Annotated in this window: 11 protein-coding genes and 1 riboswitch; of the genes, 8 read left to right on the forward strand and 3 right to left on the reverse strand. The window is 71.1% G+C overall.

From position 1 onward, the window contains the following. Nucleotides 1-4 precede the first annotated feature (4 nt). Complete coding sequence (locus tag ACIBEJ_RS39715) at nt 5-652, reverse strand: TetR/AcrR family transcriptional regulator C-terminal domain-containing protein (RefSeq protein ID WP_397188111.1); 648 nt, start codon at nt 650-652, stop codon at nt 5-7. A 65-nt stretch (nt 653-717) separates the two neighbouring features. Between ACIBEJ_RS39715 and ACIBEJ_RS39720 the strand changes: the two genes are divergently transcribed. Continuing rightward, the gene (locus ACIBEJ_RS39720; RefSeq protein ID WP_397188112.1) at nt 718-1,224 is read left to right on the forward strand and encodes a hypothetical protein; all 507 of its coding nucleotides are present in this window, start codon (nt 718-720) and stop codon (nt 1,222-1,224) included. Here the strand turns inward: ACIBEJ_RS39720 and ACIBEJ_RS39725 are convergent. Both ACIBEJ_RS39725 and ACIBEJ_RS39730 read right to left on the reverse strand, forming a co-directional pair. Beyond that, nucleotides 1,205-1,876 (reverse strand): TenA family protein, encoded by a 672-nt coding sequence (locus ACIBEJ_RS39725; RefSeq protein WP_397188113.1) that lies wholly within the window; start codon nt 1,874-1,876, stop codon nt 1,205-1,207. The genes ACIBEJ_RS39720 and ACIBEJ_RS39725 overlap by 20 nt on opposite strands. Further along, nucleotides 1,864-1,958: riboswitch (TPP riboswitch) on the reverse strand. It overlaps the preceding gene by 13 nt. Then, nucleotides 1,927-3,081 carry an MFS transporter gene (locus ACIBEJ_RS39730; RefSeq protein ID WP_397188114.1) on the reverse strand — a complete coding sequence of 385 codons (1,155 nt, stop codon included), beginning with the start codon at nt 3,079-3,081 and terminating at the stop codon, nt 1,927-1,929. It overlaps the preceding riboswitch by 32 nt. A 115-nt stretch (nt 3,082-3,196) precedes the next feature. On the opposite strand from ACIBEJ_RS39730, the gene ACIBEJ_RS39735 reads away from it, so the two are divergent. The 7 genes from ACIBEJ_RS39735 to ACIBEJ_RS39765 all read left to right on the forward strand — a co-directional run bounded on the left by ACIBEJ_RS39735 (nt 3,197) and on the right by ACIBEJ_RS39765 (nt 12,513). Next, complete coding sequence (locus ACIBEJ_RS39735) at nt 3,197-3,700, forward strand: MarR family winged helix-turn-helix transcriptional regulator (RefSeq protein WP_397188115.1); 504 nt, start codon at nt 3,197-3,199, stop codon at nt 3,698-3,700. 50 nt (nt 3,701-3,750) lie between these two features. After that, entirely contained in the window at nt 3,751-5,646 is a 1,896-nt protein-coding gene (locus ACIBEJ_RS39740; RefSeq protein WP_397188116.1) for a prolyl oligopeptidase family serine peptidase, read from the forward strand. 72 nt (nt 5,647-5,718) lie between these two features. Then, entirely contained in the window at nt 5,719-6,210 is a 492-nt protein-coding gene (locus ACIBEJ_RS39745) for a hypothetical protein (protein WP_397188117.1), read from the forward strand. Beyond that, entirely contained in the window at nt 6,210-7,574 is a 1,365-nt protein-coding gene (locus ACIBEJ_RS39750) for a hypothetical protein (RefSeq protein ID WP_397188118.1), read from the forward strand. Before ACIBEJ_RS39745 ends, ACIBEJ_RS39750 begins: the two co-directional genes overlap by 1 nt. Further along, nucleotides 7,571-8,797: a VWA domain-containing protein gene (locus ACIBEJ_RS39755; RefSeq protein WP_397188119.1), complete on the forward strand. Its 1,227-nt coding sequence runs from the start codon at nt 7,571-7,573 to the stop codon at nt 8,795-8,797. The genes ACIBEJ_RS39750 and ACIBEJ_RS39755 overlap by 4 nt, the downstream gene beginning before the upstream one ends. A gap of 9 nt (nt 8,798-8,806) precedes the next feature. Further along, the gene (locus ACIBEJ_RS39760) at nt 8,807-9,913 is read left to right on the forward strand and encodes an AAA family ATPase (RefSeq protein WP_397188120.1); all 1,107 of its coding nucleotides are present in this window, start codon (nt 8,807-8,809) and stop codon (nt 9,911-9,913) included. Beyond that, nucleotides 9,910-12,513, forward strand: a complete 2,604-nt coding sequence (locus ACIBEJ_RS39765; protein WP_397188121.1) for a DUF5682 family protein — start codon at nt 9,910-9,912, stop codon at nt 12,511-12,513. The genes ACIBEJ_RS39760 and ACIBEJ_RS39765 overlap by 4 nt, the downstream gene beginning before the upstream one ends. Nucleotides 12,514-12,543 lie beyond the last annotated feature (30 nt).

A 12,543-nucleotide genomic window follows, 5' to 3' on the forward strand; every position in this document is an offset into this window, starting at 1 on the left:
AACCTCAAGCGAGCTTGAGGTCAAGCCCGTCGAGCAGCGCCGCCAGACCGAACTCGAAGAGATCGCCACCGGTGGGGTGATCGGGCTGGAGGCGGGCCCGCAGGCGAGGGAAGCTCCGGGCGATCTCGACCATGTCCGCCTCCGCCCGGCTCATCCGCTTCTCCTCGTCGGCGCCCGCGCGGCGTACCTTCGCGCGCAGGGCGGACTCGGCCGCCTCTCCCTGGGCCGCGCCGAGCACGAACATCAGGACCGAGGCGGCGGCCTGGTCCGCCTGCGCACCCTCGAATCCGGCCGACTCGTAGACGGCCAGGCAGTGGTCGTCGTAGCGGGCCTTGTTGGGGCCGTAGACGACGTGGGTGCTCATGGCGGGGATCAGCCAGAAGTGGCGCACGACCATCCGGTGGGCGCCGCGGGCGAGTTCGGCGGCGGCCTCGCGCCAGCCCGTGACCGCCGGGTCGGGCAGCCCGATCTCGCCGAAAACGTGGTCGGCGGCCAGCTCGACCAGCCGATCCTTGTTCTCGACGTGGTAGTACATGGCGGTCGCGGCCGAGTCGAGCTGGACACCGAGCCGCCGCATGTTCAGACCGGCCACGCCCTCGGCGTCCAGGACCTCGACGGCGGCCAGGACGATCTGCTCCTTGGTGAGCGACATGACGCCACCCTATTGCACTTTGTTCAACTCATCGGTTTTACTAAGTTCAAATCGAGGAGGCACACATGAGAACCCGTATCGCCGCAGTGATCCAGTTGCTCACCGCGGTCCCGTTCCTGCTGGGGATCTACACCGTGACCAGGTACGGCGCCGCCGCCCAGCGGGCCGCAGAGGCCGAGATGGGCCGCCAGGGCAAGTCCGTGGAACTGCTGAGCGGCAACGGCATCAGCTTCGCCGGCAGCGAGGGCCTGGCGGTCGTGATCGTCGTGATCCTGGCGGCCCTGGCGCTGCTCAACCTGGCCGGCAGGCGGATCGGCCGGATCCTGTCCTGGATCTTCCAGCCGATCCTGCTCGTCCTCGGTCTCGTGATCATCCCCAGTCAGGTCTTCACGGCCAGGTTCCTGGAGCCCGTGCTCCCCGGCGTGGACGCGCACGCTCTGGTGGCGGCCGCCCTGGGCGCCATGCCTGCCTGGTCGACGGCCGTGAGCTGGGCCAAGTTGCTGCTCACGACCGTGGGGTCGATCGTCGTGGTGGTGCTTCTGATCCGGTCGGCTAGAGCCACTTCGCGGTAGGCCAGGTCTCCAGTTGCCAGGCGCTGTCCCAGAACATCCACTCGAACTCCGCCGCCTTCACGAAGGCCGCCCGCATCTGCTCCAGCAGCGCGGGGCCGGCCTCCCCGGCCAGGCGGTCGGTGATCTGCTTGGCCCGCGTCACCGACGCCGCGTAGGCGGGGTCGGCGTAGGTGGCGATCCAGGCGCGGTAGGGGTGGGTCTCGGAACTGCGGCCCACCAGCGCGGTGCCGACGTCCTCGTAGATCCAGAAGCAGGGCAGCACCGCCGCCGCCAGCACCGGGTAGGGGGCCGACAGCGCGGTGGCCTGGAGCCAGGAGGAGTAGCCGAGGGCCGTGGGCGAGGTGGGCACGCCGGTCAGGTCGGCGGCCGTCAGGCCGTACTGCTCGATGTAGCCCTCGTGGAGGGTGCGCTCGGCGGCGATGGCGTCGTGGGCGGCCTGCGACCAGAACGCCATCTCGTCCGGGTCGGCGGCCCTGACGGCGGCGGTGGCCAGGGCCTTGGCGAACGCCTCCAGGTAGCGGGCGTCCTGGACGATGTAGAAGGCGAAGCGCTCGCGGGAGAGCGTGCCGTCGCCCAGGGCGGTGTTGAACGGGTGCTCGTGGATGGCCCGCAGCAGGCCGGCGGTTTGGGTCCAGACGTCGTCGGTGAACACGACAGTCCCTTCGCTAGTCCGAACTAGATCAGGTTCGACGGGTTTCGATCTCAGCCCTTGGCGGGCACCCCGCGTCGCGCGCTCACAGTAACAGCCGCCAGTGCGGTGAGGCCCATCAGGAGGGCGCCGAACCACAGGGCCCCGGTGACGGCCAGGTTGTCGGCCACGATGCCGCCGAACGCGGCGCCGAAGGCGATGGCCAGGTTGAAGACGGTGGTGTTGAGGGCGGTCGCCGCCTCGGCCGAGGCGCCGGCGCCCTGGAGGATCCAGGTCTGCACGGCCACGGGGGCGCCGCCGTAGGCCAGGCCCCAGATGAGCAGGAGGATCGAGCCGGTCACGGGCGTGGTGCCGGCGAAGGGGAAGATCACCATGATCACGGCCAGGGTGGCGCTGAGCGTGACGACCCTGCGCCTGACGTTCCACGAGGAGCCGACGAAGGTGCCGACGACCCCGGCGACGCCGAAGCCGAGCAGGATCGGCCCGATCAGGTCGGCGGGCACGCCGGAGACGTCCTGCAGGATCGGGCTGATGAAGGTGAAGGCCGCGTACTGGCCGGCGACCACGAGGAACGTGGAGATGACGGCGGCGCGGACCACGGGGTTGGCGAACTGGCGGGGCAGTTCGCGCAGGCGGACGGGGGCGGTGGCGGGGATGCGCGGCAGCAGCCACAGCAGCGCGCCCACCACCAGCAGGGCCAGCACGCCGACGGCGGCGAAGGCGACCCGCCAGTCGGTGAGGCCGCCGATGAGCGTCCCGGCGGGGACGCCGAGCACGTTGGCCGCGGTCGCGCCGCCGAAGGCCAGCGAGGTGGCCCGCGGGACGTGGCGTTCCGGCACCAGCCGTACGGCGATGCCCGCCGCCAGCGCCCAGAACCCGCCGATCCCGATCCCCACCAGGAACCGCGAGGCCAGCATGACGGCGAAGTTCGGCGCCACCACGGAGACCGCGTTGGCCACGACCATCAGGCCGAGCAACCCGATCAGCACGGTACGCCGGTCGAGCCGCCCGATCGCCACCGGCAGCAGGGGCGCGGTGGCGGAGGCGACCAGGCCGGGCACGGTCACCATGAGCCCGGCGGCGCCCTCGGAGACGTTCAGCGACCCGCCGATGGCGGTGAGCAGGCCCACGGGCAACTGCTCCACCGTGACCATGGCGAAGGTGCCCACGGCCACGGCGGCCACGGCCAGCCATTCCTTCAGTGACACATCTTCTCGCGTGGCAATGGACACGCCGATCACCTCTCATTGATAATCTCAACGTTGAGATATCATCACCTTATTGTGTGAACGTCAAGTCTGTGAACGTTAAGAGGTTTCGCCCATGAGCGACGCGGTGGACATGCTGCTGGCCCAGTGGAAGAGGGAGCGCCCCGACATCGACCCCTCCCCGATGGGGATCATCGGCCGGATCTCCCGGCTCAGCCTGCTGTTCGGCGGCGAGCTCAAGGCGTTCTTCCAGGAGCACGGGCTGGAGCGGTGGGAGTTCGACGTGCTGGCCACGCTGCGCAGGTCCGGTGCGCCGTACGAGCTGAGCGCGGGGGAACTGCTCAAGGCGGCCATGGTCACCTCGGGCGCGATCACCAACAGGATCGACCGCATGGAGGCCAAGGATCTCGTCGAACGCGTCAGGGACAGCGGCGACCGCCGGTCGGTCCGCATCAGGCTCACGCCGCGCGGGCTGGAGACGGTTGACGGGCTCGTCGGCAAGCACGTGGACAACGAGGAGCGTCTGCTGGCCGCGCTCGGACCGGCCGAGCGCGAACAACTGGCCGGGCTGCTGCGCACCTTGCTGGAGTCGCTGGGAGACACCAGCCTGGTAGAATGACAACGAAGAAGGCCGCTTCCCGTGATCTCGGGGGCGGCCAAGCTGCGTTCATGACCTTTCTCAGCCAGCTTGCGCGCACCGAGCGGTTCACCCTCGGCCGGCCGTCCTCCTTCACCGTCTCCCCCGACGGCGCCACCGTCTTCTTCCTGCGTGACAGCAGCCTGTGGTCCCTTTCCCGAGGTGAGGAACACCTGGTCGCGGGGCCCGGCATCACCGCCTACGCGACCGACGACGACTGCGCGGTCCTCGCCTTCGAGCGGGACGGGCAGCTCCACACGGCCGGCGGCGCGCTGCCCGCGGCCGAGCCGGTGCGCGCGCCCAGGCCCGACCCCACCGGCCGCCGCGTCGCCTACGTCAGCGCGGGCGCGCTCCGGGTGATCGGCGTGGACGGCGCGGACGACCGGGCCGTGGCCGAGCCCGACGGTCCCGAGGTGACGTGGGGGCTGCCCGAGTACGTCGCGCCCGAGTCGATGGGGCGCACCGAGGGCTTCTGGTGGGCGCCCGACGGGCGGCGGCTGCTGGTGGCGCGGGTGGACACCACGCCCGTCCAGCGCTGGCACCTCGCCGATCCGTCCGATCCGTCCCGGCCGTCGCGCTCCTTCCCCTATCCGGCCGTCGGGACCGCCAACGCGGACGTGACGTTGTGGATCGTCGGGCTGGACGGGTCGCGGATCCGGGTGGCGGCCGACGACGAGTACCTGACCGCCGCGGGCTGGGACGCGCACGGGCCCTTCGCGGCCGTGCAGAGCCGCGACCAGCGCCGGGTCCGCGTCCTCGCCGTCGATCCCGAGACCGGGCGGACGGAGCTCCTGGCCGAGCAGCGTGACGACGCGTGGGTGACGCTGGTGCCGGGGCTGCCGCGCCGTACCGGGAAGGGGGTGTTGCTCACCAGCGCCGACCGCGACGACACCCGCACCCTCCTGTACGGCGGGCGGCCCGTCACCCCGCCCGGCCTGCAACTGCTGGCGGTGCGGTCGGTGGACGGCGAGAGCGTCCTGTTCACCGCCACCGACGAGCCCACCGAGACCCAGTTGTGGTCCTACGACCCCGACACCGGCCTGGAGAAGCTCGGCCAGGCCGGGCTCGACGACACCGCGCGCGGCGGCACCACGGTGATCGGCGCCCGGCTCCGCCCGAGCGGCGAGGAGATCGTCTCGCACGCCGAGCGGCCGGTGCTCGACCTCAGGATGCGCATGCTCAGGCTGGGCCCGCGCGAGCTGCGGGCGGCGCTGTTCCTGCCGTCCTGGTACCAGCCCGAGGACGGGCCGCTGCCGGTCCTCATGGACCCGTACGGCGGGCCGGCCATCCGCAAGGCGACCGCGGAGCCGTTCTGGGCCAGCTACGTCTCGCAGTGGTTCGCCGAGCAGGGCTACGCGGTGCTCGCGGTGGACGGCAGGGGCACGCCGGGCCGTGGACCGGCGTGGGAGCGCGCGGTATACCTCGACCTCGCCCAGCCCGTGCTCAACGACCAGGTCGAGGGCCTGCACGCGGCGGCGGAGCTGGAGCCCGCGCTCGACCTGGGCCGGGTGGCGATCAGGGGCTGGTCGTTCGGCGGTTTCCTGTCGCTGGTGGCGGTGCTGCGCAGGCCGGACGTCTTCCACGCGGCGATCGCCGGCGCCCCCGTCACCGACCAGCGCATGTACGACACCCACTGGCGCGAGCGCCACCTCGGCCAGCCGGACGAGCACCCGGCGGCCTACGACCGCTCCTCCCCGCTGCTGGAGGCCGAGCGGCTGAGCCGGCCGCTGCTGCTGATCCACGGGCTGGCCGACGACAACGTGGTGGCCGCGCACACGCTGCGCTTCTCCGCCGCGCTGCTGGAGGCCGGACGCCCGCACGAGGTGCTGCCGCTGACCCGCGCGGGGCACCGCCCGACGGCCGAGTTCCTGCTCACGCACCAGCTCGACTTCCTGCGCCGGTCGCTGCGCGCGGAAGCTCGTCGTTGATCGGAAATTGTCGGACTGGTCGGGTAAATTCCCGTTCACTGATCGACCGATACCAATCTTGGAGGTCGTCCTTTGAACGCGGACAGACCCGCGTGGGAGCAGCTCAGCGCGTTGCGGGTGGTGTCACCCATCCAGCCGCGCAAGCTGGCTAAAGTGCCCTTCGTCGAGATGGCGGAGGGCCGGCTGCAGGGTGTGGTCTCCAGCGGTTCCGACATCGAGCGGGTGTACGTCTCCTCGATCACCGCCGGGACCCACGGCTACAACTGCAGCACCAACAACAACCGGCCGTGCGGCGGGCTGCGCGGGGCGCCGTGCAAGCACCTGCGCTCGCTGGTCGACGAGGCCGTCCTGCAGTACGGCCTTGAGCAGGTCGCCCGCTACCTTCGCGTCGACGCGGAGGACGCGGGCGAGCTGCTGCGCAACCTGGACGGCGGGCACGAGTCCATCCCCGCCGCCGTGGTCTTCAGCCGCTTCCTGCGGCACCTGGCCTACCTCGAACTGCCGTCGACCGGCGAGCCGGTCGCCGAGATGCACTGGTTCCCCTCGCTCGGGGCGGTGCGCTGATGCTCGCCACCCAGCTCGCGGCGCTGCGCGAGGGCGCCCACGCCGGGCTCGACGAGGCGCTCGGCCTGGTGGCCGGCTTCGACGACGCGCTGGCCAACGGCCTGGCCCGGCTGGGCGAGGAGCGCGCCGAGGCGGTGACCGCGCTCGCCGGAGCCGTCGGCGCCACGCCGCTCGGCCCGCTGGCCGCCGACGCCGCGGGGAAGGTCACCGCAGGCTCGATCGCGGAGGAGCACCTGACCGCGCTGGCCGCCGCCCGCACCACGCTGCTCGGGGCGGTCCACGACGCCCTGCTCGCCGGGCTCGACACCGCGCTCGGCCGCACCCGCGCCCCCTGGAACGGCGCCCAGCCCCCGGCCACCGACCCGCTCAGCGCCGCCTGCCGTTCCTGGCTGGCCGAGCTGGCCATCACCGGCTGGCGCGGCGTCGACCACGAACTCGCCTCCTCCGCCGACCAGGCCATCCAGGGCATGCTGGCCGAGCCGCGGCTGCGCAGGGCCGCCGTCCTGCTCGACGGCCTCGCCGCGGAGCTGCGCGCCTCCTCGCCGGTCGGCGCCATGGAGCGCCTGCCCGTGCGCCGCTGGGCGGACCTGTGGTCGCGCGCCCTGCTGCTCATGCACACGGGCGCGCTGGAGGGCGCCGAGGAGGTCTCCGGCCGCCTGCTGCCGCTCGGCGTCGACATCCACGAGCACGGTACGGCGGTGCAGATCCAGCTCCACGCGATCCTGGAGCCGCACGGCCGCCTGGTGCGTACCAGCGTGTCCGCGGCCAAGGTCGACACGATCGCCGGGCCGTTCGTGTGGCAGTTGTTCCAGGACCACCCCGTGCTGACCGGCGCGCTGGCCAAGCACCTCAGCCTGGAGATAACCGGCATGACGCTGCTGGCCAGCGGCGACCTGGTCTGGCAGGAGGCCAAGGCGGCCGCGGGGCCCTACAGCGACCCGTTCGCCACCGCCCGGGTCCAGCTCGCCGGGGCGAGCGCGCCGGCGGTGCCGCCGCTGGACCGCCACCCGGTCCGCCTCGCCGAGCCGGTGTTCGTCGAGGGCTACAAGAGCGACGGGGCCGTGATCCGGCTCGACGGCGCCGAGCTGCCCTTCGACCTCGACCGGCTGCCGCAGTCGGGGCCGCTGACCCCGCAACTGCTCAAGGCCTCGACGGCGTGCATCGGGCTGATGCGCTGGGACGGCGGGCAGTGGCGGCTGCAACCGCTGGCCGTACAGGCGAGTGTGAAGAAGGAGGCCGTGGCCGCGCACAACGGCGACTGGGCGCAGGGGACCACCGACCAGAAGGTGCTCAAGAGCGGCGCCAAGGCCGGGGACCCCGTCTCGGTGCTCAAGGAGCGAGCGGGACGGCTGCTGCGCAAATGAGCGAAACCCGACGTCAGATCCTTTACTGGCGCCTGCTGGCGCGCGTGTTCGAGGGCGAGGAGCAGCCTTCCCTGGAGAAGGCCAGCGTCGCCATCGTCGACGACCTCGGGCTGCCGCCCGCGTTGCTCGACCCCGGCGTGTCCATCGACAACCTGGTGCAACGCCACCCCGAGCTGGCCGACAAGCTGCGCGATCTGGACGGCGACGAGGTGACCAACGCGGCGCTGGTGTCGAAGCTGCTGCTCAACACCTTCGCCACCGGCGGCGGCACCGTCACCGCCACGCAACTGGCCGGGTGGAAGCAGGACGCCGGATGGCTGCAGCAGGCGTTCGGCGGCGAGGCCGCGGGCGAGCTCGGCAAGGTCGAGGCCGACCTGGTCAAGCGCATGCACCTGCGCGAGGTGCTGGCCGACCCGCAGCTCGCCAAGCAGCTCACGCCCAGCATGTCGCTGATCGAGCAGTTGCTGCGCGACAAGGCGAACCTGTCGGGCGTCGCGCTGGCCAACGCCAAGGCGCTGATCCGCCGGTTCGTGGACGAGGTCGCCCAGGTGCTGCGTACGCAGGTGGAGAAGTCCAGCGCGGGCACCATCGACCGCTCGGTGCCGCCGAAGCGCGTCTACCGCAACCTCGACCTTGAGCGCACGATCTGGAAGAACCTCACCAACTGGAGCCCCGAGGACGAGCGGCTCTACGTCGACAAGCTCTTCTACAAGCAGACCGCCAAGCGCACCACCCCGGCCAAGATGATCGTGGTCGTCGACCAGTCGGGCTCGATGGTGGACGCGATGGTCAACTGCACGATCCTGGCCTCGATCTTCTCCGGGCTGCCGAAGGTGGACGTGCACCTGGTGGCGTACGACACCCGAGCCCTGGACCTGACCCCGTGGGTGAACGACCCGTTCGAGGTGCTGCTGCGCACCACGCTCGGCGGCGGCACCAACGGCACGGTCGCGATGGCGCTGGCCCGCCCGAAGATCACCGATCCGCGCAACACCGTCATGGTGTGGATCTCCGACTTCTACGACAACCGGTCGCTGATCACGGACTTCGAGGCGCTGCACAAGTCGGGCGTCAAGTTCATCCCGGTGGGCTCGGTGAACAGCTCGGGCCACGCCAGCGTGGACCCGTGGTACCGCCAGAAGCTCAAAGCCCTCGGCACACCGGTCATCTCCGGACACATCCGCAAGCTCGTCAACGAGCTCAAGACTTTCCTGAACACCTAGGAGCCTCCGTTGCTGCGTGCCCCCGCAGAGATCAAGTACGCCGAAGAGCTCGACTACCTCGAGTCGATCGACACCTCACCCAAGCCGTTCTCCTGGCGGCTCAGCCCGCGCATGGTGCGCATCTTCGTGCTCGGCTCCGACCGCGCCGACGGGCTTGAGCGCGAGATCCCGCAGAAGTGGTTCGGCGACCGCAGCTTCGTCGAGCGCAGCATCGTCACGCTGGCCTCCGACCGCGGCCTGCTGCTCATCGGCGACCCAGGCACGGGCAAGAGCTGGCTGGCCGAGCTCCTGGCCGCGGCGATCTCGCGCAACTCCACGCTGGTCGTCCAGGGTACGGCCGGCACCACCGAAGACCACATCAAGTACTCATGGAACGTCTCCATGGTCATCGCCAAGGGCCAGTCCAGGGAGTCGATGATCCCCTCGCCCATCATGACCGCGATGGAACGCGGTGTGATCGGCCGCTTCGAGGAGCTGACCCGCTCGACCAGCGACGTGCAGGACGCGCTGATCTCGATCCTGTCGGAGAAGTACGTCTCCATCCCCGAGCTGCCCGACGAGGACAACATCGTCTTCGCCCAGCCCGGCTTCTCCATCATCGCCACCGCCAACAGCCGTGACCGGGGCGTCAACGACCTGTCCTCGGCCCTGAAGCGCCGCTTCAACTTCGTCCGCATCCCCGTGGTGACGAACAAGAAGAGCGAGGCGGAGATCGTCCGCTTCCGTACCGAGGAACTGCTGCGCAGGCACCAGATCGAGCTGGAGCTGCCGCCGACCCTGCTGGACATCCTGCTGCAGAGCTTCGCCGACCTGCGCGCCGCCGCGGCCTCGGCCACCAGCGACGACGAGAAGCTGGAGTCGGCGCTGTCCACGGCCGAGCAGATCGGCGTGCTGGAGGACGCGATCCTGCACAGCCAGTTCTTCGGCGACAGGACGCTGAAGGCGGGGACGCTGGCCGGTTCGCTGGTCGGCTCGCTGGCCCGGCGCAGCCCGGAGGACCTGGCGATCCTCAACAAGTACCTGCACGGCGTGGTCGAGCCGCGCAGCAAGAAGGACGGCGGTGAGTGGCCCGAGTTCCTCGAAGGGGGCCGCCAGGCGATCTCCACCCTGTCATGAGCCCGTTCGACCCCCTGCGCGAGCAGCTCGCGAGCGCGGCAGAGGCGTTCGGCGGGGAGCTGATCGACGACGTCGAGCAGGCCCTGCGGACCGACGTCGAGATCTTCCCCGTCTGCCACCACTCGCCGGCCTCCGGGCTGGCGATGGTGCGCAGGCTCAGGGAGAAGCAGCCCAAGGTCATCTACCTGGAGCTCTGCGAGGACCTGCGGCCCGTCCTGGACGAGTTGCACAACTGCAGGCTCCCGGTCGCCCTGCAGGCGTTCGCCACCGACATCGACGGCTTCCCCAAGGAGTGGGCGCCGCTGAGCGTGATCGCGCCCATCACCGAGTCCTCCGCCGAGTACCAGGCCATCGCCTACGCCATGGAGACCCCGGGCGTGGAGATCGTCCTGGTGGACCGGTCGGTGGACCACGTGTTCCAGTGGGAGCCGCGCGCCGAGCCGGCCGACGTCGGCATCGAGATCGGCGACCTGCGGCCCGGCTTCGCCGCCCTGGAGGAGCACCTGCTGCACCACGGCAAGGTGCGCCACTGGTCGGAGTGGTGGGACCAGTACGTCGAGCAGCCGCTGTCCGGCGCGGACTACGAGACCTACCGCCAGGTCATGGTGCTCATCGGCAGCCTGTTCCGCCGACTCAAGCCCGGCGGCAACGAGGTGGACGAGGACCGCGAGCGCTACATGTGGACCAGGATGCGCGAGCACCTGGCCGCCACCGGCGCCGACCCGGCCGACTGCCTGTACGTGTGCGGGGCCTTCCACGCCGCCAGCCCGGTCATGGACGAGCACCTCGACATCAGCCCGCGCACGAGGACGAGCTGGCTCTACGGGCTCATCCCCTCCAGCCACTCGGCGATCGAGAAGCAGTTCGGCCTCGCGCCCGGCTCGGTCTCGATCGCCGCCGCCACCTGGGACAAGTCGCTCAAACGGCACGGCCTGGTCTCCTACCAGCTCGGCTCCAAGCGCAAGGGCAAGGCGCCCGCCCCGGTCGAGTCGCAGGGGCTGCACGCCTTCCTCACCCAGCCGCCCACCCTCGACGGCTTCGACGAGGCGGAGCTGCTCGAATGGTGCGTCGAGATCGTCCGCCTGGCCCGGCGCAACGGCTACCTGTCCAGCACCGCCGACGCCATCGCGGTGTTCGAGACGTCGATCCTGCTCGCGGGGATGCGCAACAGGAAGCGGCCCACGCCGTACGACTTCCAGGACGCCGCGGTCACCTGCATCGAGAAGGACGTCGTACCCGGCCGCAGGGACGTGCGGCGGCTGGTCGAGATCATGCTCGGCGGCGACAAGGTCGGGCAGGTCGGCTACGACTCGCTGCCGCCGCTGGCCAGGGACGTCCTCGACCGGCTCAAGCCGCTCGGGCTCGACCTGGAGAAGCGGACCATCCAGCGGGCCCTGATCGACCTCGACGCCCAGCCCGAGCTCGAACCCTGCTCCCACCTGCTGTGGATCCTGCGCAGGCTCCTGCCCGACGACGCCGTCCGCCCCATCATGGGCTCGCGCCGGCTCGGCGAGCGCTCCCACCAGGAGAGCTGGGACCTGGCGATCGGACGCAACCAGCGCTCGATCATCGAGCTCGGCTACGAGGGCGTCACCATCGAACAGGTCCTGGAGCAGCGGCTACGGCAGGCCGTCTGGGACCCCAAGGCGACCGCCTCGGTGGCGCTCGACGCGGTCGAGGACTCCATCCTCTACCTGGGCAGCAGGCGGTTCACCGACGAGCTCGGGGGCCGCGCCATCCAGTTGCTGTCCGGCGAGCGCACCGTGGACGACGCCCCCGACGTGCTCCGCCGCATCCGCCGCCTGCTGGCCCACTACCGGGCCACGGAGCCGGAGCTGCCCGAGTGGGCCAAGACGTTCGTGACCACCGGGTACGCGCACTACTGCACGTTGCTGCCCACGGCCTTCGTCGAGGAGGAGACCGGGGTGCGCCAGGTGGGCGCGATGCTCGGGTTCCTGTTCACGATGGAGAGCCTGGCGTTGTCGCTCGGGTGCGACCGGGCTCAGCTTGAGCTGGCCGTACAGCAGTCTCATCCCGAGGCGCCCGCCAAGGTCGCGCTGCTGTGGACGGCGCGCTACCAGCTCGGGCTGCTCACCATGGCCGAGCTGCGGGGGCTGGTCGGCGAGCTGCTCTCCAGCCCACTGGTGGTGCCGTCCGTGCCGCGGTACGTGAGCGGGTTCGTGCAGGCGTTGGAGTCGGCGCCGGCATTGGCCCCGTTCGTGGTGGAGGTGCTGTCCAGGGCGTTCGGGGAACTGCCCGACGACGTGCTGCTGCCGTGGCTGCCCAAGCTGATCACCACGCTGCGCGAGCAGGCGCCCGAGCTGGTGCCGGTGCTGGTCCGCGAGGCCGAGCGGACCTTCCCCGCCCGGCTGCCCGACGTGGACTCCTTCACGCCGCCGTGGCTGGCCAAGCCGTCGACCCGGCGGCCGGTGGTGTCCTCCGGCCCGGTCAGCGAGCTGCTGGCCGCCTATCCCGGCACCGGGCTGGCGGTGGGCGAGCTGCTGGGGTGCGAACCGGTCACCGACACCAACACCGAGGTCGGCGCGCTGCTGACGGCCTACCCGGAGACCGGGGCGGCGGTCGCGGCCATCCTGACCTGAGCTTTCCACGGGGAAGCGGTCGCCCCGGCC

Origin of the sequence: Nonomuraea sp. NPDC050790 (assembly GCF_044456745.1) — a bacterium.
Lineage (GTDB): Bacteria > Actinomycetota > Actinomycetes > Streptosporangiales > Streptosporangiaceae > Nonomuraea.

Coding starts and splice junctions, on each gene's coding strand:
- ACIBEJ_RS39755 (WP_397188119.1), top strand. CDS start 7,571: ATGAGCGAAACCCGACGTCAGATCCTTTACTGGCGCCTGCTGGCGCGC.
- ACIBEJ_RS39735 (WP_397188115.1), top strand. CDS start 3,197: ATGAGCGACGCGGTGGACATGCTGCTGGCCCAGTGGAAGAGGGAGCGC.
- ACIBEJ_RS39720 (WP_397188112.1), top strand. CDS start 718: ATGAGAACCCGTATCGCCGCAGTGATCCAGTTGCTCACCGCGGTCCCG.
- ACIBEJ_RS39740 (WP_397188116.1), top strand. CDS start 3,751: ATGACCTTTCTCAGCCAGCTTGCGCGCACCGAGCGGTTCACCCTCGGC.
- ACIBEJ_RS39765 (WP_397188121.1), top strand. CDS start 9,910: ATGAGCCCGTTCGACCCCCTGCGCGAGCAGCTCGCGAGCGCGGCAGAG.
- ACIBEJ_RS39750 (WP_397188118.1), top strand. CDS start 6,210: ATGCTCGCCACCCAGCTCGCGGCGCTGCGCGAGGGCGCCCACGCCGGG.
- ACIBEJ_RS39715 (WP_397188111.1), bottom strand. CDS start 652: ATGTCGCTCACCAAGGAGCAGATCGTCCTGGCCGCCGTCGAGGTCCTG.